This is a genomic window from Salimicrobium humidisoli, assembly GCF_002295105.1.
Lineage (GTDB): Bacteria > Bacillota > Bacilli > Bacillales > Halobacillaceae > Salimicrobium > Salimicrobium humidisoli.
In genome coordinates this window covers 45957-68484 of the sequence record NZ_NSGH01000012.1, presented here as the reverse complement: position 1 = coordinate 68484, position 22528 = coordinate 45957, and the positions used below count along the sequence as shown (strand labels likewise).

Sequence of the window (22528 nt, the reverse complement as noted above, 5' to 3'; positions counted from 1 at the left end):
CTTCAAGTCTACGTTCTATCTGTATCGAATTCAACTATATCATTCGAAAGGAATTCCTTATGTTTACATATATACTGTTAGATTGTCTTAGTAAGATGAATGCTGAACGCACCGTCTCGGGCGTCTACCATCTGTTGCGGGGGAAGAAGTCTTCCCAGACATTTCAGGACGCAAAAGTATATGGTATAGAAGGATATTACGGAGTCTATCCCGGTCTGCAAAGAGAGACGCTGGATTATGCACTCCACGAGTTGTACAAAGAAGGCAAAACAGTCTGGCATGACCATGGGAGGATGAGCGTCACTGCTTACGGTGAAGGATCTATCGAAGAAACACGTATACCTCTTTACTTTTCGGGGCTGGAGTATTCCGAAGCGGTCGAAGAGTTCAGGAACAGGCTGCTGCTATGGATTCAGATTATCAGTAATGCTGTGTACAGACACACCGGGTACTTGCCCATTGTAGATAAAGGCCCGGTACAGAACTGGGCAAGAAAATTTTACAGTGAACGAAAAGCGGTGCTGGACGAGGATGCGCCTATTCTATACAAGGAATTGCGTACGCTGCTCACCCCATTTTCCGATATGGAGAAAGAGATGTTCGTAAGACGACTTACAGGCGGGGACAGAACCGGTTGGACATATAGCCAGCTAGCGGAGGAAAATGGCGAACCTGTATGGGACATCCCTCTCTACTTAACGAATATGTATTATTACATGTTTTCTGAAGTTTCTTCGGATTCTTCCTGCTACCTGTATAAATTGACAGAAGATCTCATGAAAAAAGAGGCGTTCACTTCCTCCTCGGGAAAATCCATTGAGTTGTACAACAAATTCGGATCGATCGAAAAAGTCGCGAAAATAAGGCAATTGCAACCGAGTACAATCGAGGACCACCTCGTTGAAGCCGTGCTTGTTGATCCGGCCCGTAACACCGACGCTTTTATAAGCCGGGAAGGAGCCCGGGATATTGCGGCCGCAGTCCGAAAGACGAATACAAAACGTCTGAAGGTAATCCGGGAGCAACTGAACGGGGACTATTCATATTTCCAGATAAGAATAGTACTTGCTAAGCTCCAGAAAGGACAGGGATAATGGAACCGATCAACGTTAAAAAAGTGCTGGAAGACCAATTTAAATTCAGTGAGTTTCGACCGGGCCAGGAAAATGTTATAGAGAATGCACTGCACGGTATGGACACCCTGGCCATTTTACCAACCGGCAGTGGAAAATCTTTGTGCTATCAGCTACCATCCCTTATCCTTCCGGGACTGACGATCGTCGTTTCCCCGCTGATATCGCTCATGATCGATCAGGTTAAACAGGTGAAGGCGAAAGGGATGAAGCGGGTGGCTGCCCTGCACAGTTTCCTTTCCCCCCAACAGAAGAGAAAGATAAGCGGTAATTTACGGAAACTGGATCTTCTTTACATTTCTCCGGAGATGCTGCAGATGCCGAAAATGAAATCACTTCTGAAGCGTGAGACCATTTCCCTGTTCGTGGTGGATGAAGCTCACTGCATCTCTCAATGGGGACATGAATTCCGGACGGATTACTTGAAACTTCATCAGGTGATCAGTGATCTGGGGGAACCTCCCGTGCTGGCTTTGAGCGCAACGGCGACACCTGAAGTGCAGGAGGACATTCTGTTTCAGCTTGGCCGGTCGGAAGCCTGTAAACTCATATACCCGATGGATAAGCCGAATATCCAGCTGGGTGTAGCGGAAATTGAAAATGAACAGGAAAAAAGGAGTTTTCTCATCGATTTTTTGAGTCGTCAAAAAGCGCCTTCGATGATTTATTTTTCAAGCAGGCAGATGGCCGAAAAAGTTTCGCTGGAATTGAAAGCTAACAGTCTCGGACGCATCGCCTTTTATCATGGTGGGATGGATCCTGTGGACAGGCAGCTCGTCCAGCAGCAGTTCATGAATAATGAACTGGACATCGTCTGTTGCACGAGCGCTTTCGGAATGGGGATCGACAAACCTGACATCCGTATCGTCATCCATTACCATTTACCCCCAAGAATAGAATCGTTTATACAGGAAATCGGAAGGGCAGGGAGAGACGGGGAAGAATGTACAAGTTTGCTGCTGTATGCACCGGGGGATGAGAGACTGCCGCAAATGTTTATACAGTCCGAGCTTCCTTCCCATGAACAGATAGACGCTTTTCTCCGGTTTTGTTACGCAAATGAAAAGACGCCTTCCTATGAGGATTGCATGCATCTTGAATTATCCGAGTCCCAGTACAATTTCCTTATTGCGAATGTCGGCAGAAAAGATTTTTCTCTACGGGCGAATATAAAGGAAGCAGCAGATAAGCTTAAGGAACGCCAGCTTCTCAGGACCGAACAGAAACAGAATCACCTCATTCATATGATGGAGGTTATAAAGACGACCGGCTGCAGAAGGGAAAAACTGTACAGGCACTTTCAGGCAAGCTTTCAGACTCCGCACCAAAAATGTTGTGATCACTGTCACCCTGACATCTTTCAGGCGACCTACGAAGGTGTAGCAGAACGCCAGGGTCTTCCTCTTTGGGAAGAACGTCTCTACAACATATTCCACGCCAGGAGTTCATATGGACAATAAAGAAATAATCAAACAGATGTCTTCAAAAGAATTGATGAAACATGTGCTCATTACTCAAGGATTGCTGATGGTCATCGCCCTGGCGGTCAGTTCTGTTTTTCTGGATTTCCGGGAACACTGGACCGTTCAGTGGGGATTCGACATTAAGGACTGGATAATATATGCGGTTATCCCGGCTACTTTAATAGTAGGGTTCGACGGGATAATAATGAAGACCTTGCCGGAGGATCACTATGATGACGGCGGGATCAACAGGAAATTATTCGAAGGGCTTCCGGTACCGGCGATACTCCTCCTGACTGCCGTTATTGCGTTCAGTGAAGAAATGCTGTTTCGGGGAGTCCTCCAGCCGCTGACCGGTTTCGTTCCGGCAAGTCTCCTTTTTGCTTTCGTCCATTTCCGGTATTTGAGCAGGCCGCTGCTTTTTACGGGTGTGCTAATAATAAGCTTCCTGTTCGGTTTTATTTATGAACAGACTCAAGCCTTAACGTATGTCGTTTCAGCTCACTTTTTCGTGGATTTTACTCTGGCACTTATATTGAAAAGTAAAAGCAGTGAATGATTCAGATTTTACTGTGGCGGTTTGTTCGTCAGTTATCTGCAGCATACACGTTTACAGGAGCGGTCCGGCAACAAAGCGGCAAGTGGATTCAATTTTGCTTTCTATTTTTTTCTGATATGATGAACTAGTATTCAAGATGAGAAGAGTCATTGGAAGTAGAGGTGAGTTAATTGAACAAAATCTGGACCGTCTTCCTGTTAGTAGTAGCAATTATCCGATATATGGGGAGAAAAGCTATGAAACCGGTGAGAAAAGTGCACATGTTGACTGTCAGCGATATGGAAGGGATGGTGCGGCTGTTATTTATATCGGACGTACACAACAATCGTATTGCCGAGCGTATAGCTGAGGAAAACGTGGATTTAATTGTGATTGGCGGTGATTTTGTTGACAGACGCGTCTCTGACAAATCTATGGAATATAATCTCAACATACTGACGAAAATCGGAAAACCCATCTATTTTATTCCCGGTAACAACGATAGAGAAAAAGAAACTACTTTTCAGCTGCTTCAGAAATTTAACGTGCGGGTGCTCTCAAACGAAACGCTCGAAGAAAACGACTACAGCATTACAGGGATCGACCCTTACTCTGTAGAGGAGGTTAAAAAACCTGCGAAATCGGACGTCCGGCCTTCCATACTTGTTATGCATGACCCTTTTCAAATGCAGCAGATGGCTTCTTTCGCCGAAGATTTCGATTTAATACTCTCGGGGCATACACATGGAGGGCAGATCAGATTCATGGGGTATGGTCCTTACGAACGGGGCGGCTGGAAGCTCTTCGAGAATACCAGGGTCTTTGTAAGCGAAGGATACGGAACTTCTTTACTGCCGCTGCGGCTGGAAACCAATTCCGAATACCACATATTTGAATTGCAGAAACTGGATTAAAAATTGGTATGATTTACTATATATACAGGGGGAGGAGGAGATTTATGCGAATTGAGCGTTTATCAACCCATAAATTCAAAATGTTCCTGACGACAGATGATCTTACGGAAAGAGGTCTTGAGACGAAAGAAATCTGGAAAGACCTGCCGAAGGTCCATCAGATTTTCAGCGATATGATTCTCGATGCCCAGGAAGAACTGGAAGAGGAACTTATTGGAGTGTTGACGGTTCAGATATATATGCTCCAGGCCCAGGGCTTACTGGTGATCGTCACCAAATCAGAGGATGCTCCGGGAGACGATGATTTTCTCGAAATGAAGGTTACACTGGATGAGTATAAGGAACTTTTATATTACTTTGAAGATGTGGAAGATGTTATACAGGCAACTGAACCGTTACGTCGTATGGGGTTAACGGGAGGTACCCTGTTTAAGGAAAGGGATGGCTATTACCTGCTGCTGGAAGAACACGAAGTGGAGAACGTAAACAAGGAAGATCTTGTAGCGGTACTCTCTGAATTCGGCAGCGCCACTGCAATGACGTCTGTCTGGCTGGAAGAATACGGAGTGAAGATTACGGACGGTACCGCTGTGGATAAATTTTCTGCATTCTTCTGAGTGCAGAATTTTTCCCGAATTATGAAAACGCTTACCCGACACGGGAGTTCTTTCGACGGGGAAGAAAAGGTTCCTTTTCAATCCCGCTGAATGAGTGTATACTATTCACTGATGACGTGATGATTTTCATATAGGGGGTTTAGTGATGGTAGCCGATAAACCGGAAGATAAAAATATGAATGTGTTAACTTCCACGAGAACTATAATTCAGAATGCCCTTGATAAACTCGGGTATCCGGAAGAAGTGTATGAGTTACTGAAAGAACCTGTTCGCATGATGACAGTACGCATACCTGTCCGGATGGATGACGGTTCGATAAAGATATTCACGGGGTACCGATCGCAGCACAACGATGCCATCGGTCCTACAAAGGGTGGAGTGCGCTTTCATCCGGATGTCAATGAAACGGAGGTCAAAGCCCTCTCTATCTGGATGAGTCTTAAAGCAGGTATCGTTGATCTTCCCTATGGCGGAGGTAAAGGCGGTATTATTTGCGATCCGAGAGAGATGTCCTTCCGTGAACTTGAAGGGGTAAGCCGTGGATATGTCCGTGCCATAAGTCAAATCGTAGGTCCGACAAAAGATATACCGGCTCCTGACGTATTTACAAACTCCCAGATTATGGCCTGGATGATGGATGAGTACAGCCGGATTGATGAATTCAACAATCCCGGTTTCATTACGGGTAAGCCGATTGTACTGGGCGGATCACACGGCAGGGAGACGGCTACGGCCAAGGGTGTAACGATCTGCATCGACGAAGCTGCGAAGAAAAAAGGGATAGATATCGAAGGAGCACGCGTCGTAGTTCAGGGTTTCGGGAACGCCGGCAGTTTTCTGGCCAAATTCATGTATGACAAAGGTGCGAAAATTGTAGGTATTTCTGATGCCCTCGGTGGTCTTTATGACCCGGAAGGACTTGATATCGATTATCTTCTTGACCGCAGGGACAGTTTCGGTACGGTAACGAACCTGTTCGATGACACTATCACTAATAAAGAGCTTCTTGAGCTCGACTGTGATGTACTGGTACCTGCAGCTGTGCAAAACCAGATCACCGAAGAAAATGCGCATAACGTTAAGGCGAGCATAGTGGTAGAAGCAGCTAACGGACCGACTACTCTTGGTGGTACGAAAATCCTCTCGGACAGAGGGATTCTGCTGGTCCCTGACGTGCTGGCTTCAGCAGGTGGTGTGACTGTATCGTATTTTGAATGGGTACAGAACAATCAGGGATACTACTGGACAGAAGATGAAGTGGAAGAGAAATTACACCAGGTCATCGTCAAAGGTTTTGATAACATCTATAATACGGCAGAAACCAGAAGAGTGGACATGCGCCTGGCTGCCTACATGGTCGGGGTACGTAAGATGGCGGAAGCCGCCCGGTTCCGTGGATGGGTTTAAGTTGATATTGGAACGGAAATCTCCTATCATTATTTTGATAGGAGATTTTTTAGGTGATTTTATAATCCGGAGCTTATTCATTTTTGCAGATAGGTACCGGGTGCAACCCGCTAAGTTATAACAGACAGGGAGTGACGATTTTGCAACGGGAACGAGTGATAATTATTGGAGGAGGCCCTTGCGGCATGAGCACTGCAATAGAGATGCAGAAAAAAGGGATCGAGCCTCTCATTTTAGAAAAAGGGAACATAGTGCATTCCATTTACCATTACCCGACTCACCAGACGTTTTTCAGTTCGAGTGAAAAACTGGAGATCGGGGATGTACCCTTCATATCCGAAAGACAGAAACCTGTCAGAAACGAAGCGCTGACTTATTATCGGGGCGTGTCGAAGAGAAAAAATCTCAGAATAAACACGTTTGAGAAGGTAGTACACGTAGAGAAAACGGAAGATGGTTTCGTCCTGGAAACTCACAGAGAGATGACGGATCAAAAGAGAAAATATCAGGCTGATTACCTTGTGGTGGCTACCGGGTATTATGACCAGCCTAATTATATGAAAGTACCGGGTGAGGATAAAGATAAGGTCAGTCATTATTTTAAAGAAGCCCACCCATTTTTCGATAAAGAAGTGGCCGTCGTCGGAGGGAAAAACTCGGCAGCGGATGCAGCTTTGGAACTGGTCAAGGCAGGAGCCAGGGTAACGGTGCTTTATCGCGGAGGTGACTATTCTCCAAGTATTAAACCATGGATTCTTCCGCAGTTCTCTGCCCTTGTGGATAAAGGGATCGTGAATATGGAATTTGGTGCGGAGATTGTAGAAATAACGGATGACGAAATAGTTTATGAGGTGAACGGGGAAAGAAAGTCGAGGGCCAACGACTTTACTTTCGCCATGACCGGTTATAAACCTGATCACCCTTTTATCAAAAGTATAGGTGTGGAAATCAATGAAGAGACGGGTCGGCCGGTATTTAACGAAGAGACTATGGAAACGAACGTATCCGGTGTGTATGTAGCCGGGGTCATAGCCGCAGGTTATAACAATAACGAGATCTTTATCGAGAATGGAAGATGGCACGGAGGAAAGATCGCTGCAGATATATGTACGGAAAAAGAGCCTCTCACCTGATCTGTCAGGAAAAACCGGAACAGGTCACATAATAGAACGAGGTGGAGAATTATATTCTTCTTCCGTCATAAATACCCCCCTCGGAAAGCGGAGAGTCCGGTTTCCGAGGGGGGATTTTCAGTGCTTCTATATTTACTGGAACATGGAAATGATTTCTGCCCGGTTATTCGTCATTTCAAGGGCCAACATTAATTTTAGTCTTGCTTTAGGTCCGTTTAATCCATTTGCGAAAATCAAACCGATATCTTCAAGGTGCTTCCCGCCGCCTTCGTAAGCGTAAGTGGGCTGGACGAATCCCTGGTAACAACGGGATACAACAAGCACGGGCACCCCTGCTTCTACTGCTGCCGTAAGCGAACCGATCATGGAAGGCGGAACATTCCCCTGTCCTAAAGCTTCAATTACGAGACCATCCACCCGGGAGTCCAGCAGGGAATCGATAATGGAGCCGTCCATACCGGCGTATACTTTCAGCAGAACGACGTTTTTAGACAGTTGTTGTACAGGGTAAGCTTCTCTGTAAGTGATTTTATGGTGAAAGAAAACTTCCTGTTTAGTCGTAATACCTATCGGGCCGTACTGGGGGCTCTGAAACGTAGCAACGTTACTTGTGGAAGTTTTGGTTACACTTTTAGCAGTATGTATCTCGTCATTCATAACTACGAGCGTTCCTTTTTCGTGCGCCTCATCGCTGCTTGCTACCCGGACGGCAGTGATCAGGTTGTACAGGCCGTCCGCCCCAATCTCATTAGCGCTTCGCATAGCTCCCGTAACGATGACGGGCTTTCTCGTCTGCAGAAACAGGTCAAGGAAATATGCAGTCTCTTCAAGTGTATCTGTTCCGTGAGTAACGACTATTCCATCGAACTTCTTCTCGGTGAACCGTTCATGGATCAGCTGTCCAAGCTGAAGCATGTGGCGGGGCTGCATGTGAGGGGAAGGAACGTGAAACGCAGCTTCATCGGTGATGTTGGCTATGTGTTTCAAGTGTTTCGTCGCTTCGGATAACGGGTGTTCCGAAGTAGTATTCACTTCACCGGTACTGGTGTTTTCCTCCATCGAAATCGTGCCGCCTGTATGGATAATCAGTATGTTTTTCATCTGTGTACCTCCATCTCCCATAGTCTCTACCTTTTCCTGTCATCTCATGATAATATGAAATGGAAGGAATGGAAAGCGGGGCATTGAATTTGGCATTACTGATTACTGCAGTCGCGCCGATAATAGCGCTTATGACATATATATATTTAAATAAAAAAATGGAACTGGAGCCGCTCTCTCTTATTATCCGGGTGTTCATCGTCGGGTGTCTGTTAGTTTTCCCAATCATGTTTGTTCAGTACGGGATCGAACAGGAACAGTATTTAACGGGAACGGTATGGAAACCGTTTTTGTCGGCAGGCTTTCTTGAAGAATTCTTTAAATGGTTCTTTTTTTTATTTATCGTTTTCAAACACGAAAACTTCGATCACCACTACGATGGAATCATTTACGGAGTATCTTTGAGTCTCGGGTTCGCCACTGTGGAAAATATAATTTATATCTTTTCGAACGGTATAGAAATAGCATTTCTGCGTGCGGTATTCCCGGTGTCCTCCCACGCCCTGTTCGGTTTGATCATGGGTTATTACATGGGGAAAGCGAAATTCCGTACAGACAGAAAGAAATGGTGTATAGCTTTCGCTCTCGTGATCCCGGCTCTTCTCCACGGATCCTACGGGTACATGGTGAGTTTACCCGCATGGCTGTACAGCCTCCTCCCTTTCATGGTGATTCTGTGGGTAGTGGGTTTCCAGCTGATCAAGCTTGCAAATACTCATCATCTTCAGGGATAGTAGCCTTTTTGTACTAGAAAAGTAATTTTTTATCATTTTTAACTTCTATTTACGCTACTTATTTGCGATAATATTAGTACTAAGGGCTCAGAAAGGGTGGAGGTCAATGATTGAAGTTGGAACAGAACTGGTTTTGACTGCAGAAGAAAATGAAGAGTTTTACTGTAAAGTGCAGGAAGTGGAGAAAGAAAAGCTCTATGTCGATTACCCTGTCCACAGCGAAACAAGAAAAATCTCTTTTTTTCTGGAGGGGACCGAATTTAAAGGAAGCTATGTAGGTAAAGACGCCGCAGTCTATCAGTTCGAGACACAGGTGGTGTCCAGGAAGAAGCTGACTATCCCCGTTCTGGAGATTACCTTCCCGGGACAGGAGTTCCTCAAAAGGATTCAGCGGAGAAGATACGTAAGGACGAAAACTTCCGTCGACGTTGCCATCAATACGAAAGACCATAACTACCATACGGTAACCGCTGATCTCAGTGGAGGAGGTGCAGCTTTCGTACAGCCTGCCGACGCTCAATTCAACAAAGGGCAGCACATATATGTCACGATGGTTTTACCTATGAATTCGGGCGGGTACAACTATGTAGAGACGGAAGCTGTCATTATTCGTCAGGCGGAACCGAGAGGGTCGACACCGGGGATTATTTCAGTCAAGTTTGAAGGACTTGCCGAAAAAGACAGACAGACAATTATAAAATATGGGTTTGAACAGCAAAGATACATGAAAAACATGGAGTACAAGTGAATAGGTGATAGTTCTGTGTTATTCTGACACAGTACTATAAAAGTGAACGGAGGAAGGACTTATGTGTGATACAGTTTCAATAGCTATTGATGGTCCGGCAGCCGCCGGAAAAAGTACAGTGGCCAGGAAAGTGGCTCACGCTCTTACCTACATATACGTCGATACCGGCGCGATGTACAGAGCGCTGACGCTTAAAACGATAAAGGAGGGGGCGGATCTTTCTTCTGAGAAAGAAGTGCTGGAAGTGCTGATGAAATGTGACATTCAATTTGAGCAGACGGATGAAGGTCAGCTTGTCTTCGTAAACGGAGAAGAAATTACGAAAGAAATACGTACGGATGAGGTTACAAGACACGTCTCGGCCGTTTCCAGTTATCCGGAAGTGAGGATCGAAATGGTCAACAGACAGCAGAAGATGATAGCCGGACAGAATGTAGTGATGGACGGAAGGGATATAGGAACGAAGGTTATCCCTGAGGCGGACCTGAAAATTTTTATGATCGCCTCGGTGGAAGAAAGAGCAAGACGAAGATATGAAGAAAACAAGCGTTCCGGATACGAGAGTGATCTTGAGGTGCTGATGGAGGAGATCAAACGGAGAGACGACATCGATTCCACCAGGACCGCATCTCCCCTCGTCAAAGCGAAAGACGCTGTGGAAGTGGATACTACATCATTGTCCATTGATAATGTGGTCGAGCGAATATTGGATCTTGTCAACGAAAGGGTGAAGACCCGATGAAGCTTTACAAACTGGCCAGAAGTCTGGTCTCAGTCATTCTTTACCCCTTATACAGGATTAAAGTCGTGGGAAAAGGGAACATTCCGAAAGAGGGACCGGTAATTATATGTTCCAATCACATTTCCAACTTCGATCCTCCGGTAGTGGGAATCACTTCTCCCCGTACTATCCATTTCATGGCTAAGGAGGAATTGTTCGAAAAGAAGGTGCTCGGTTCTCTATTGAATAACATTCACGCTTTTCCTATAAAAAGAGGAATGAGAGACAGAAACGCTCTAAGAAACGGTCTTAACATTTTAAGTCAGGGAGAGGTTCTCGGTCTGTTTCCTGAAGGATCAAGACAGCGGACAGGCGAAATCGGAGAGGGTCTGACCGGTCTCGGTTTTTTTGCACTGCGTTCGGAAGCGGTAGTGGTCCCCTGCGCTATCATAGGTCCCTACAAACCGGGGAGAAGACTTAAAGTAGCCTACGGGGAACCGATTGATCTGACGTCTTTTAGGGAAAACAAGTCAAGCGCAAAAGAAGTGACGGATTATATCATGGAAAGAATCAGACATTTGTATAAATTTCATCAACAATAAGCGTCTATCGCTTGACAAAATCGTGCAAATATTAGAAGTTAAACAAAAGGATATTTTTAATAATGACAAAGTTGTGTCGGAATTTGAAGGAGGTAGTCTCAGTATGGATGAAATGAATCAAGAAATTTCTGGAATGAAAGAATTTAACGAAGGTGATCTCGTAACGGGGAAAGTCGTCAAAGTAGAGGACAAACAGGTCCTCGTAGACGTAGGATATAAAGTTGAAGGGATCGTTCCTATCAGTGAACTGTCCAGCCTGCACATTGAAACAGCTTCAGATGCTGTAAAAGAAGGCGATGACATCACTCTGAAAGTCAAAAAAGTGGAAGATGACGAAATCGTCCTCTCCAAGCGTGCAGTAGATGCAGATAAAGCGTGGGAAGATCTAGAGACCAAATATGAAAATGAAGAAATCTTCAACGCGGAAGTCCAGGACGTAGTAAAAGGCGGCCTTGTCGTTGATATCGGCCTGCGAGGGTTTATCCCTGCTTCACTCGTAGAAACATACTACGTGGAAGATTTCGAAGACTACAAAGGTAAAGAACTCAGCCTGAAAGTAGTGGAGCTGGATCGTGAACAGAACAGAGTCATCCTTTCCCACCGTGCGGTAGTCGAGGGTGAAGAGAAAGAACAGAAACAGAATGTTCTCCAGTCTCTTGAAGCCGGACAGGTCGTAGAAGGTACAGTACAGCGTCTTACCGATTTTGGAGCTTTCGTAAATCTGGGTGGCATCGACGGACTCGTACACATCTCCCAGCTTTCCCACGAACACGTAAACAAAGCGTCTGACGTGGTCGAAGAAGGGCAGAAGATCAATGTCAAAGTTCTTTCGGTGGATCGCGATAACGAAAGGATTTCCCTCTCGCTGAAAGAAACACAGCCGGGACCATGGGAAAATATCGGCGACAAAGTGAGTCAGGGTGACGTACTGGAAGGTACAGTACAGCGTCTCGTCAACTTTGGAGCTTTCGTGGAAGTCCTGCCGGGCGTAGAGGGACTTGTGCACATTTCCCAAATTTCGACCCGTCACATCGCCAACCCTCAGGAAGTTCTGGAAGAAGGGGAAACGGTGAACGTTAAAGTTCTTGACGTGGACGAGAATCAGAAGCGCCTTTCCTTGAGTATCAAAGAACTTGATGAAGACAACCAGAGAAAAGAAGTTGAATCCTATCAAAAAGAAGAAGATTCCGGTGGGTTCTCATTAAGCGATATGATTGGTGATCAACTGGATAAATATAAAAAATAATCAGCGGAAAAAAAGCAGGAAAGAGAAACGTGCGTCTATTAACGCACTGTTTTTCCTGCCTTTTTCCTTTGTATGCAGCCGGAGGTGGAAGGATGAGATCAGAGCGCAAGTTGGATCACATCCGCCATGCTCTTAACCATTCCGAAGGGCCGGTACATTATTTCGATGAAGTGGATATTGTACACCGGAGCCTGGCCAAACTGGATTGGGAGCAACTGGATATTTCTGTTCAACTGGGGGAGCTTAATGTAAGTTCCCCTCTTTTTGTGAATGCGATGACAGGTGGCGGTGGTGAAAAGACGAAAGAAATAAACAGAAAGCTGGCTGAAATTGCCGGTGAAAAAAATATTGCCATGGCAGTCGGTTCTCAGATGGCCGCTATTAAAGACAGGGATGAACGTAAAACATATGAAGTGGTTCGCGAAGTGAACCCTGATGGCGTCATCTTTGCAAACGTAGGAAGCGAAGCTACGTGGGAAGACGCGGAAGTCGCCATAGAGATGTTACGCGCAGATGCCCTCCAGATTCATCTGAATACTGTGCAGGAAGTCGTCATGCCGGAAGGGGACAGGGATTTCTCATTCCGAATAGAAAATATCAGAAGAGTGATCTCGGAGTCTCCTGTCCCGGTCATAGTGAAAGAAGTAGGCTTCGGGATGTCCGGAGAAACGGTGAAAGAACTGCAGGCACTCGGATGCCGCTACGTCGATGTAGGAGGCAAGGGAGGCACCAATTTCTCTAAAGTGGAGAATGAACGAAGGGATAATAGCATGGACAGCTTCCATTCCTGGGGTATCCCGACACCTGTTTCCATATTGCACAGTCTGGAGGCGGAACATATCATCGCTTCCGGAGGTATACGTTCCGGCGTGGACGGAGCGAAAGCTCTGGTACTGGGAGCAAAGGCGTTCGGTATGGCGGGTCCTATTTTGAAAACATTGATGGAAGATGGCGAATCGGCACTGCGTGGGAAGATAGACCTGATCCACCACGAGCTGAAATCGGTGATGATGATTCTCGGATGCGAAAAAGTGGAGCAACTGAAAGGAAAGCCTTACATCCTGCATGGGGAAACAAAAAATTGGATCAGCCAAAAAGGAGTCTGAATACAGGCTTTTTTTTGTGGGAAATATACATAGGGAAATGTCTGTAATGTGTTTAAACCAGCCCGGCTGCGCCGCACTATATTGTCCGGTATGTTTATGATGCGACGTTATTAATACAGATTGTCATATTCCCGCCCTTCTGCTAAAATGATAAGGTTAAGATGTAGTAAAGTAATTCATAGAGGAAGAAAGAAAGGATGTACCTTTCATGAGGAAATCAACAGTAGCTATAGTAGGAAGACCAAACGTAGGAAAATCTACCATATTTAACAGACTGGTCGGGGAACGGATCTCTATTGTAGAAGATACCCCCGGAGTTACAAGAGATAGAATATACGCCGATGCAGAGTGGCTGAACCATACGTTTCATGTCATAGATACGGGTGGTATAGAACTCGGGGACGAACCGCTTCTGGTTCAGATGAGAGCACAGGCCGAAATTGCGATAGAAGAATCGGACGTAATCATATTCATGGTCAACGGCCGGGACGGGATTACTGCAGCGGATGAAGAAGTGAGTAAGCTTCTGTTCAAGTCGAATAAACCCGTAGTACTTGCCGTGAATAAAGTGGATAACCCCGAGATGAGGGAAAGCATCTACGAATTTTATTCTCTCGGTTTCGGTGATCCTTATCCGATTTCGGGTTCCCATGGCCTTGGCCTCGGGGATCTTCTGGATGAAACAATTACTCACTTCCCCGACTTGCCGGAAGAGGTGGAAGATGACGAGACTATACGTTTCAGTGTAATCGGACGGCCCAACGTGGGTAAGTCTTCTCTTATTAACAGCCTTCTCGGTCAGGAAAGGGTCATAGTGAGTGACATCGCCGGCACTACGAGAGATGCAGTGGACACATCTTTTACGAGGGATGACCAGGATTTCGTTATCATCGATACCGCCGGCATGAGAAAACGCGGGAAAGTGTACGAATCCACGGAAAAATACAGTGTTATGCGAGCCCTTAAAGCAATTGAAAGATCGGATGTAGTTCTGGCTCTGATTGACGCAGATACGGGTATTCAGGAGCAGGACAAAAAAATAGCCGGGTATGCGCATGAGGCAGGTAAATCAGTAGTGATTGTGGTGAATAAGTGGGATACTATAGATAAGGACGAGACTTCGATCAAGGAATTCGAAGATGAGGTCCGTTCGGCTTTCAGATATCTTGATTATGCTCCGATAGTTTTCTTATCTGCAAAAACTAAAAAGAGAATTCATACGCTGTTACCTGCCGTCGTGCAGGCCAGTGAGAACCATGCCAAGAGAGTGTCGACCAATCTGCTGAATGAAGTTATCGTGGACGCGCTTGCAATGAACCCTTCTCCATCGATCAAGGGACAGACGTTGAAGATTTTCTATTCCACTCAGGTAGCAGTAAAACCTCCGACATTCGTAGTCTTCGTAAATGATCCGAACCTGATGCATTTTACGTATGAACGTTTTTTGGAAAACAGGATAAGAGAAGCATTCGGATTTGTAGGGACACCGATACACATCATTGCTAGAAAGAGAACATAAAAACTTACGGGAGGGATATAAATGGCCAACATTTCAGTGCTTGGTGCCGGGAGCTGGGGGACAGCTCTTGCCCTCGTTTTAGCCGACAATGATCATCAGGTCCGTCTGTGGGCCCACAGAGTCGAGCATGCGGAAGAAATGAAGAAAACGAGAGAGAATAAGAGATATCTGGAAAATGCTTCCCTGCCTGATAACATTCAGGTATTCGATGACCTTACAGAAAGCGTGGAAGATTCTGATTATATTCTTCTGGCTGTACCGACCAAAGCGGTGAGAGAGGTTTGTCGTTCTCTCATAACGGCTCTCGATTCACCGGCAACCGTTATTCACGCTTCCAAAGGAATCGAACCGAAAACATACAAGCGCGTCTCGGAAGTCATTACTGAAGAAATTCCGGAAGAGAAACGCCGGGCTGTTATCGTGTTATCCGGTCCCTCGCATGCGGAAGAGGTAGCGTTAAGGCAGCCGACGACCGTTACCGTCTCTTCTGAAAATCTTGAAATCGCGGAAGAAGTGCAAAGTCTTTTTATCAACAGCCAATTTCGCGTATACACCTCTCCTGATTTGATAGGAGTGGAACTCGGCGGTTCTTTGAAAAATATTATTGCGCTTGGTGCAGGTATTTCCGATGGTCTCGGGTATGGGGATAATGCGAAGGCGGCTCTTATAACAAGAGGACTTGCCGAAGTGGCGAGACTCGGGACTTCCATGGGAGCCAATCCTCTTACCTTCTCCGGACTTGCCGGGATCGGTGACTTGATTGTCACCTGCACGAGTTCTCACAGCAGAAACTGGAGAGCCGGTTTCAAGCTCGGTAAGGGAGAGAATCTTCAAACCGTTCTGGATGACATGGGTATGGTAGTTGAAGGCGTGCGGACCACCGAAGCCGCCTTCCAGATGGCTGAAGAGCAGAACATCAATATGCCCATCACTTCCGGTATCTACTATATTCTTTTCAAGGATGCGGATCCGAGGGAAGTAGTGGAACAGCTCATGACCAGGGTCAGACGTCATGAAATGGAAGATCTTGTTGATGTGCTTGATCAGAAGATGAAGAAGTAAGAGACGTCCTTTCGTTCGAACGACGTTTACCCTGAACAGAAAAACCGGATTCCCGCATTGTCAGGCGGACCGGTTTTTTGCTTTGACCCTTTTGGAAGCTTATGCTAAGATTTTTCTGAAAAGCTAGGTAGGAGTTGGACAATATGTCACTATCATTGATAAAAATGTGGATTTCTTTTGCAGGTATAATATTGATGTTTTTGGCTGTAGGGCTGATTTTACTGAGCAGACATAAGTTGAAAGGTGTTTTCTCCGTAATAACAGCTGTTATAGCTTATTTGTGTATGATTGTAGGAGGAATTATCATTATGTACATAGTACTGAGCGGGCCTACCCCGTAAAGGAGAGAAACAGATGAACACAGTTAAATACCCGATTATGCTTCTGGTATTGGTATTGTTAAGTGGTTGTATGTTCCCTCAATCCGAGAAAGCAGCTAACAGTCTTCCGAACGATGCCCAGCTGGCCCAGGTACAGAATGCTGTCGATAAGTTCAAACAGCAGCAGAGTGGACGCCTGCCGATTAAAACGAAACCGGAGGAAACTCCTGTTTTTCAGAAATACCAGATAGACTTCACCCGTCTGAAAGAAGCCGGTTTACTGATGGAGATACCCGGAACGGCTTTTGAAAACGGCGGTTATTATCAGTACATCATTATTAAACCGGAGACAGAGGCTGAAGTGAAAGTCGTAGATCTCAGAATAACCGAAAAGATCCGGGAGATAGAAACGAAACTTCATTTTTATGAAGAAAAAAACCAGTTTACACCCTACAAAGAAAGAATTGCACCGGGCGTCTACAGCCTGGATCACGAAAAGTTGAATCTGGACGGACCTCCGACTGTAAAAAGTCCATACTCCGGTGAACTGTTGCCGCTGTATGTGAACGGAAGCGGCGATGTATTGATCGATTACCGGAAGGATCTGAACAGCTTTCTTAAGGAATACGACCATTCCTATGACACAGGCGAGGATATAAGATACCTGTTAACGCAGCATTCGGCTGTAGCTCCGGTTTATAGCCCTCCTTATACGATCGAGAACGGGGAGCCGGTATTTATGCAGCAGGCCCCTTGAACAGAAGAAAAGCTTGCGGAAAGCTGACTCAGCTTGTCCGCAGGCTTTTTTTGATGACTGATGAACCTGCTGCCTGAATTTGAATCAGCGAAAATTAAGTGCAGTATTTTCAATAAATTGTATTTAAAAGTAAAAATATGTAATTCAACACACGAAAATAACCCTTATTATTAAAAAAACCCTGCAATATCAACGTTTATCGTACGTTTAGCTATTGAAAAACGGAAAGAAGTCGTTTAGTATTGAGCATGTCACCCCGTATTCGCGGGGGCTGATGAAGGAGTTAACCTTCTTTGAGAGGAGGTGAATATCATGAACAAAACAGATCTAATCAATGCAGTTTCTGAGCAGGCGGATCTTTCCAAGAAAGACGCTACAAAAGCAGTAGACTCTGTATTCGAATCTATCATGGATTCACTTAAAGATGGTGAAAAAGTTCAACTGATTGGATTCGGGAACTTTGAAGTACGCGAACGTTCCGCCCGTAAAGGACGTAACCCGCAAACTGGAGAAGAAATTGAAATTCCAGCAAGTAAAGTTCCTGCGTTCAAACCAGGTAAAGCCCTTAAAGATGCTGTAAAATAAGCTACATAGGGCGTGAAGAAGGGTGCCATAAGAGCACCCTTTTTCTATTAAAAATATTTTTTTTGACATGGTAGTTTATATAAGCGATAGTTAAATAAAGAAAGGTGAGGAGGACAGATGATGAAAGATTCAAATGAGTTTTTTGTAATAAAGGCATTGGAAGACGGTGTCAACGTGATCGGGCTCACGAGAGGCAGTGATACGAGATTCCATCATTCAGAGAAGCTGGATAAAGGAGAAGTCATGATCGCCCAGTTCACCGACCATACGTCAGCAGTTAAGGTGCGTGGAAAAGCCGTGATTCAGACGAGCCACGGGGAAATAACAAATGAAAGCGAAATGAGTTTATAACTTACCGGGCGGGGAATGGTACTGATGGCTGCACGTACAGAAAGAAAGGGATTTCTGATGGAAATGAATGACTTGAACAGTCGCATCACCTACTATAAAGAGCAGATTTCATCCTACGCTTACCATCCTTACCTCAGTAAGCATATTGGTGAACCTGCTATAGATGAAAGAAAAATGAAAACTTACATACACTTGTTTGATCATTTACCTGAGCGGAAAAATATGGACGATAATTATCTGTTATCTGTAATGTTCGTACAGATGGCGCTGGATACTCACGATTTCGTTACGGTAGATAACAGTAACAAAGAAGTGGATGAAGTACGCAAAAGGCAATTAACCGTACTTGCCGGTGATTTTTACAGCGGTTTATATTATCATCTGCTCTCACTTATAAATGACCTTGATTTCATTCAGGTTCTTGCCAAAACGATAAGGGAAGTGAACGAGCAGAAAGTCCGTTTATACTACGGAAGGCACGATTCTCTGACTTCGTATGTTCAAACGTATAAAAAAGTGGAAACTCTGCTTTCCTACAATGTATGGTGTCATTTCATGCCTCCCGGAGACTGTGGCGCTGTAGTGGAAAGTATGTTCGTGAAAGGTCTCAATAACTGGGGCTCCGGAAAGAACCAGGCTTTTTCCAAACCTGAGCAGTCGAAGAACTATGCGTATGAAATTGCTGATAACATAGAGAAGTATAAGAAAGAAGCCTATGATTCATTTAAAAATCTGGGCCCTGGAAGCAGTGTTCCGGAAGAATTGTATAGGAAACTCGACGAAGATTTAGAACAAGAATTTAACTGAGGGATGAGATTCTAATGGAAGAAAGAAAAGAAGAACGGGTACACCGCGTGTTCGAAAACATATCCACCCGTTACGATAAAATGAATTCAATTATATCTTTTCAGCAGCACAAGCTGTGGAGACGGGATGTAATGAAACGGATGGACGTCGTAAAAGGGTCACTTGCACTGGACGTCTGCTGTGGCACGGGTGACTGGACGATGGCGATGGGCAATGCGGTAGGGAACAGCGGTCACGTCATCGGCGTGGACTTCAGCTACAACATGTTAGCCGAAGCAGTGAAGAAGAAAATCGAGCAGCCGCACTTTATGAATATAGAATATCAGCACGGGAACGCGATGGCTCTGCCTTTTGAAGATAATACGTTTGATTATGTTACGGTAGGATTCGGTCTTCGTAATGTTCCTGATTATTTTCAGGCCCTGTCCGAGATGTACCGGGTACTGAAGCCTGGCGGAACGGTCGTCTGTCTGGAGACGAGCCAGCCTGAAAATCCGGTTTTCAAGAAGGTGTATTATGCTTATTTTGAGAAGGTGATGCCCCTTCTCGGAAAGTGGTTTGCCGAAAGTTTCAAAGAATATCAGTGGCTGAACGAATCTGCCAAAAGTTTTCCCGGAAAAATCGAGCTTAAGCGTCTTTTCGAAGATGCCGGCTTTTCCGACGTTGAGATGAAATCCTATTCAGCAGGTGTAGCGGCCATGCACATGGGAAGAAAGTAATTTATACACCAAGGATGAAAGTATATGAAATTAACTAAACTTTATTCATTTTTAAATAAAGACCTTGATGCAGTTGAAATGGAAGTGTTGCATTCGGTTTCCACCGAGGAAAAAGTGCTTCAGAAAGCTTCCAATCAGCTTCTTGAAGCAGGAGGGAAACGTATCCGTCCTGTTTTTGTGCTGCTTGCAGGGAAATTCGGGAAGTATGATTTTGATAAGATGAAGAATTGTGCCAAGGCCCTTGAACTTATTCATACCGGCTCTCTCGTCCACGATGATGTGATCGACGATGCCAAGCTGCGACGCGGTGACCTTACTGTAAAAGAACAGTACGACAATCACGTGGCCATGTATACGGGTGATTATATGTTTGCGCTTGCGCTCGAAGCCATGGGCAGCATAGAAAACATGAGAGCTCACCAGGTTCTGTCAAAAACGATGATGGAACTTTGTGTAGGGGAAATTGAGCAGATCAAAGATAAAGGGGAAGTGGATCAGAACCTCCGTACTTATTTGCGCAGAATCAAGAGAAAAACGGCTATTTTAATTGCGGAAAGCTGTCGTCTTGGAGCCATAGCAGGAGAGGCTTCCCTGAAAAAAGAAAGGGCCCTGTACAAGTACGGATATAATGTAGGTATGAGTTATCAGATTATAGATGACATACTCGATTTCACTTCATCCGAGGAAGAACTGGGAAAACCGGCGGGGAGTGATCTGATGCAGGGGAATATAACGCTGCCTGTCCTTTACGCCATACAGGAAGATGAAGAATTCAGGGAAGACCTGAGGAAAGCTTTCTCCCATACTTCAACTCTTACAAAAGAGGAAGCGGAACCGTTCATCAGAAAAGTGAAAGAAGGGGATTACATCGACAGGTCGTTAGAGCTCAGTGAACGTTATCTGAAGGAAGCGTTCCAGTCCCTTCAGCAGCTGCCGACTGGGAGACCCAAGCAGGCATTAAAAGCCATCGCCAAATATATCGGTAAAAGGAATTCCTGAAATTGCTTATGTGGATCAAACTTGTTACAATGTAAAAGGCGTACAAGCGCTTACATATTTTACAGTGAGGTGGTTCACAATGGAAAGAACGTTCATTATGGTTAAACCCGACGGAGTACAGCGTAACCTTGTGGGAGAAATCGTTTCCCGGTTTGAAAAGAAAGGTCTTAAACTCGTATATGCGGAAATGACGCAGGTTACGGAAGAACTTGCATCAGAGCATTACGCAGAACATAAAGATAAGCCGTTTTTTAAAGATCTCGTAGGTTTCATTACATCCAATCCTTCTTTTGCCATGGTGTGGGAAGGTGAAAATGCGATTGCGATCGGTCGTAAAATGATGGGTGCGACAAATCCGAAAGACTCGGAGCCCGGCACTATCAGAGGCGATTACGGTCTGACAGTCGGGAAAAACGTGATCCACGGGTCCGACAGCCAGGAAAGTGCGGAAAGAGAAATCGCTCTATTCGCAGGTGGAAAGCCGTTCGTGGACTACGAAAAAGATGAAGACAAATGGATCTACTGAAGACCTTCACCGCTTTCATACTGAAAGCGGTTTATTTTTACTTTTATGCTTCTACGCTTTACAGTAGAAAAATATTTATCTATTATGAGTGGAGAAGGTACTTTTTCTACAGCCGGGGATCAGCATGTCCGTTACTATTACTAAATCCGAGGATTATCTTTAATAGTATTACAATTTAGAATTTTAAATCACACAACCCGGAAAGTATGTGGTATAGTAGTACGTAAAATTCAAGAAAGGTCGGGGTGAATATGCGCTATTTGACTGCTGGAGAATCTCATGGAAAACAACTGACAACAATTATTGAAGGGATTCCTTCCCATCTTCCCATTACTCAGGAACAGATCAATGGTTCTTTGAGAAGAAGGCAGGGAGGTCACGGACGCGGAAAACGTATGCAGATTGAAAAAGATACAGCTGATATCACTTCCGGTGTCCGTCATGGATACACGCTTGGTTCACCGATTTCTCTGGTCATACATAACGACGACTTCAAGCATTGGACGGATATTATGGGGGAGGACCCTTTTCCTGAAGGTGAGAAGATAAGACGTACAGTAACGAGACCGAGGCCGGGACATGCCGACCTTAACGGCGGGATGAAATATGGCCACAGAGATCTCAGAAACGTGCTGGAAAGGTCTTCAGCCAGAGAAACCGCTGCCAGGGTTGCTGCAGGTGCCGTCGCTAAAGTGCTTCTTGAAGAGCTCGGAATCAAGGTAGCCGGCTACGTGAGGGAGATTGCAGGGATCGTCAGTCCTTTTGATGAGACTATGCCGATCGATGAAAGAATAAAGAAAGCTGAGGAGTCCCCTGTCAATACCCTTGATGACGGTGCAACCGAAGAAATGAAAAAGGCGATCGACGATGCGAAAAAAGAAGGTGATTCGATCGGCGGCGTAGCTGAAGTTTACGTGGAAGGTGTACCTGCCGGACTTGGTTCTTACGTCCAGTATGATAAGAAGCTGGACGCGAAGATAGGTTTCAGTGTAATGAGCATCAACGCTTTCAAAGGTGTCGAATTCGGAATCGGTTTTGAAGCTGCACGGAAAAACGGAAGTGAGGTTCACGATGAAATAGGCTGGGAAGAGGACCGGGGCTATTTCAGAAAGACGAACAGGCTCGGGGGATTCGAAGGCGGTATGACGACCGGAATGCCGATTGTCGTTAAAGGAGTGATGAAGCCGATCCCTACGCTCTACAAGCCGCTCCAAAGTGTGGATATCGAATCGAAAGAACCTTTCTCAGCAAGTATTGAACGTTCTGATTCCTGTGCGGTACCGGCTGCATCTGTAGTGATGGAGCACGTAGTGGCTTTCGAGGTGGCAAAAGCGATTACGGAAGAATTCCCTTCCGATTATTTCCCACGTCTGAAAGAGGCTCTGGATAACTATCGTGAGGAAGTGAGGAATTTCTGAC

General features: G+C 45.3%; 25 protein-coding genes. 24 read left to right on the top strand and 1 reads right to left on the bottom strand.

From position 1 onward, the window contains the following. The first annotated feature begins 95 nt into the window (after window positions 1-95). The 7 genes from CKW00_RS08835 to CKW00_RS08805 all read left to right on the top strand — a co-directional run bounded on the left by CKW00_RS08835 (window position 96) and on the right by CKW00_RS08805 (window position 7206). Window positions 96-1094 (top strand): helix-turn-helix domain-containing protein, encoded by a 999-nt coding sequence (locus tag CKW00_RS08835; RefSeq protein ID WP_008587449.1) that lies wholly within the window; start codon window positions 96-98, stop codon window positions 1092-1094. Beyond that, the gene (locus tag CKW00_RS08830; protein ID WP_095822283.1) at window positions 1094-2593 is read left to right on the top strand and encodes a RecQ family ATP-dependent DNA helicase; all 1500 of its coding nucleotides are present in this window, start codon (window positions 1094-1096) and stop codon (window positions 2591-2593) included. The genes CKW00_RS08835 and CKW00_RS08830 overlap by 1 nt, the downstream gene beginning before the upstream one ends. After that, entirely contained in the window at window positions 2583-3155 is a 573-nt protein-coding gene (locus tag CKW00_RS08825; protein WP_095822282.1) for a CPBP family intramembrane glutamic endopeptidase, read from the top strand. Before CKW00_RS08830 ends, CKW00_RS08825 begins: the two co-directional genes overlap by 11 nt. Window positions 3156-3325: 170 nt before the next feature. Next, window positions 3326-4048 carry a metallophosphoesterase gene (locus CKW00_RS08820; RefSeq protein WP_095822281.1) on the top strand — a complete coding sequence of 241 codons (723 nt, stop codon included), beginning with the start codon at window positions 3326-3328 and terminating at the stop codon, window positions 4046-4048. Between the two features lie 44 nt (window positions 4049-4092). Continuing rightward, window positions 4093-4665 carry an adaptor protein MecA gene (locus tag CKW00_RS08815; RefSeq protein ID WP_095822280.1) on the top strand — a complete coding sequence of 191 codons (573 nt, stop codon included), beginning with the start codon at window positions 4093-4095 and terminating at the stop codon, window positions 4663-4665. A 145-nt stretch (window positions 4666-4810) separates the two neighbouring features. Then, complete coding sequence (locus CKW00_RS08810) at window positions 4811-6073, top strand: Glu/Leu/Phe/Val family dehydrogenase (RefSeq protein WP_095822279.1); 1263 nt, start codon at window positions 4811-4813, stop codon at window positions 6071-6073. A gap of 140 nt (window positions 6074-6213) precedes the next feature. Then, a complete protein-coding gene (locus CKW00_RS08805) occupies window positions 6214-7206 on the top strand; it encodes a YpdA family putative bacillithiol disulfide reductase (RefSeq protein ID WP_095822278.1) in 993 nt (330 codons plus the stop codon). A gap of 132 nt (window positions 7207-7338) precedes the next feature. Here the strand turns inward: CKW00_RS08805 and CKW00_RS08800 are convergent, their stop codons facing one another. After that, window positions 7339-8307, bottom strand: coding sequence for an asparaginase (locus CKW00_RS08800; protein WP_143544241.1), 969 nt, complete (start codon window positions 8305-8307; stop codon window positions 7339-7341). Between the two features lie 89 nt (window positions 8308-8396). On the opposite strand from CKW00_RS08800, the gene prsW reads away from it, so the two are divergent. The 17 genes from prsW to aroC all read left to right on the top strand — a co-directional run bounded on the left by prsW (window position 8397) and on the right by aroC (window position 22527). Then, complete coding sequence (prsW, locus tag CKW00_RS08795) at window positions 8397-9041, top strand: glutamic-type intramembrane protease PrsW (protein ID WP_233129757.1); 645 nt, start codon at window positions 8397-8399, stop codon at window positions 9039-9041. A 106-nt stretch (window positions 9042-9147) separates the two neighbouring features. Next, window positions 9148-9789, top strand: coding sequence for a flagellar brake protein (locus CKW00_RS08790; RefSeq protein WP_095822276.1), 642 nt, complete (start codon window positions 9148-9150; stop codon window positions 9787-9789). A 61-nt stretch (window positions 9790-9850) separates the two neighbouring features. Further along, window positions 9851-10531 carry a (d)CMP kinase gene (gene cmk, locus CKW00_RS08785; protein WP_095822275.1) on the top strand — a complete coding sequence of 227 codons (681 nt, stop codon included), beginning with the start codon at window positions 9851-9853 and terminating at the stop codon, window positions 10529-10531. Then, the gene (locus CKW00_RS08780) at window positions 10528-11112 is read left to right on the top strand and encodes a lysophospholipid acyltransferase family protein (protein ID WP_095822274.1); all 585 of its coding nucleotides are present in this window, start codon (window positions 10528-10530) and stop codon (window positions 11110-11112) included. The genes cmk and CKW00_RS08780 overlap by 4 nt, the downstream gene beginning before the upstream one ends. Before the next feature lie 103 nt (window positions 11113-11215). Continuing rightward, window positions 11216-12358, top strand: coding sequence for a 30S ribosomal protein S1 (gene rpsA / locus CKW00_RS08775; protein ID WP_095822273.1), 1143 nt, complete (start codon window positions 11216-11218; stop codon window positions 12356-12358). Between the two features lie 92 nt (window positions 12359-12450). Then, complete coding sequence (gene fni, locus CKW00_RS08770) at window positions 12451-13464, top strand: type 2 isopentenyl-diphosphate Delta-isomerase (protein ID WP_095822272.1); 1014 nt, start codon at window positions 12451-12453, stop codon at window positions 13462-13464. A gap of 208 nt (window positions 13465-13672) precedes the next feature. Next, window positions 13673-14983 carry a ribosome biogenesis GTPase Der gene (der, locus tag CKW00_RS08765; protein WP_008587477.1) on the top strand — a complete coding sequence of 437 codons (1311 nt, stop codon included), beginning with the start codon at window positions 13673-13675 and terminating at the stop codon, window positions 14981-14983. Between the two features lie 21 nt (window positions 14984-15004). Beyond that, a complete protein-coding gene (locus CKW00_RS08760; protein ID WP_095822271.1) occupies window positions 15005-16045 on the top strand; it encodes an NAD(P)H-dependent glycerol-3-phosphate dehydrogenase in 1041 nt (346 codons plus the stop codon). Between the two features lie 143 nt (window positions 16046-16188). Further along, window positions 16189-16386, top strand: coding sequence for a DUF2768 domain-containing protein (locus CKW00_RS08755; protein ID WP_008587482.1), 198 nt, complete (start codon window positions 16189-16191; stop codon window positions 16384-16386). A 13-nt stretch (window positions 16387-16399) separates the two neighbouring features. Next, on the top strand, window positions 16400-17122 hold the full coding sequence (locus tag CKW00_RS08750; RefSeq protein ID WP_095822270.1) for a hypothetical protein: 723 nt from the start codon (window positions 16400-16402) through the stop codon (window positions 17120-17122). Window positions 17123-17434: 312 nt separating this feature from the next. Then, a complete protein-coding gene (locus CKW00_RS08745) occupies window positions 17435-17707 on the top strand; it encodes an HU family DNA-binding protein (RefSeq protein WP_008587486.1) in 273 nt (90 codons plus the stop codon). A 120-nt stretch (window positions 17708-17827) separates the two neighbouring features. Beyond that, on the top strand, window positions 17828-18058 hold the full coding sequence (mtrB, locus tag CKW00_RS08740; RefSeq protein ID WP_008587489.1) for a trp RNA-binding attenuation protein MtrB: 231 nt from the start codon (window positions 17828-17830) through the stop codon (window positions 18056-18058). A 15-nt stretch (window positions 18059-18073) separates the two neighbouring features. Then, entirely contained in the window at window positions 18074-18865 is a 792-nt protein-coding gene (locus CKW00_RS08735; protein WP_095822269.1) for a heptaprenyl diphosphate synthase component 1, read from the top strand. A 14-nt stretch (window positions 18866-18879) separates the two neighbouring features. Then, entirely contained in the window at window positions 18880-19584 is a 705-nt protein-coding gene (locus CKW00_RS08730; RefSeq protein ID WP_095822268.1) for a demethylmenaquinone methyltransferase, read from the top strand. A 24-nt stretch (window positions 19585-19608) separates the two neighbouring features. Next, window positions 19609-20583 (top strand): heptaprenyl diphosphate synthase component II, encoded by a 975-nt coding sequence (gene hepT, locus CKW00_RS08725; protein WP_095822267.1) that lies wholly within the window; start codon window positions 19609-19611, stop codon window positions 20581-20583. Window positions 20584-20662: 79 nt separating this feature from the next. Next, on the top strand, window positions 20663-21109 hold the full coding sequence (ndk, locus tag CKW00_RS08720; protein WP_095822266.1) for a nucleoside-diphosphate kinase: 447 nt from the start codon (window positions 20663-20665) through the stop codon (window positions 21107-21109). A 251-nt stretch (window positions 21110-21360) separates the two neighbouring features. Then, window positions 21361-22527 (top strand): chorismate synthase, encoded by a 1167-nt coding sequence (gene aroC, locus CKW00_RS08715; protein ID WP_095822307.1) that lies wholly within the window; start codon window positions 21361-21363, stop codon window positions 22525-22527. Window position 22528 lies beyond the last annotated feature (1 nt).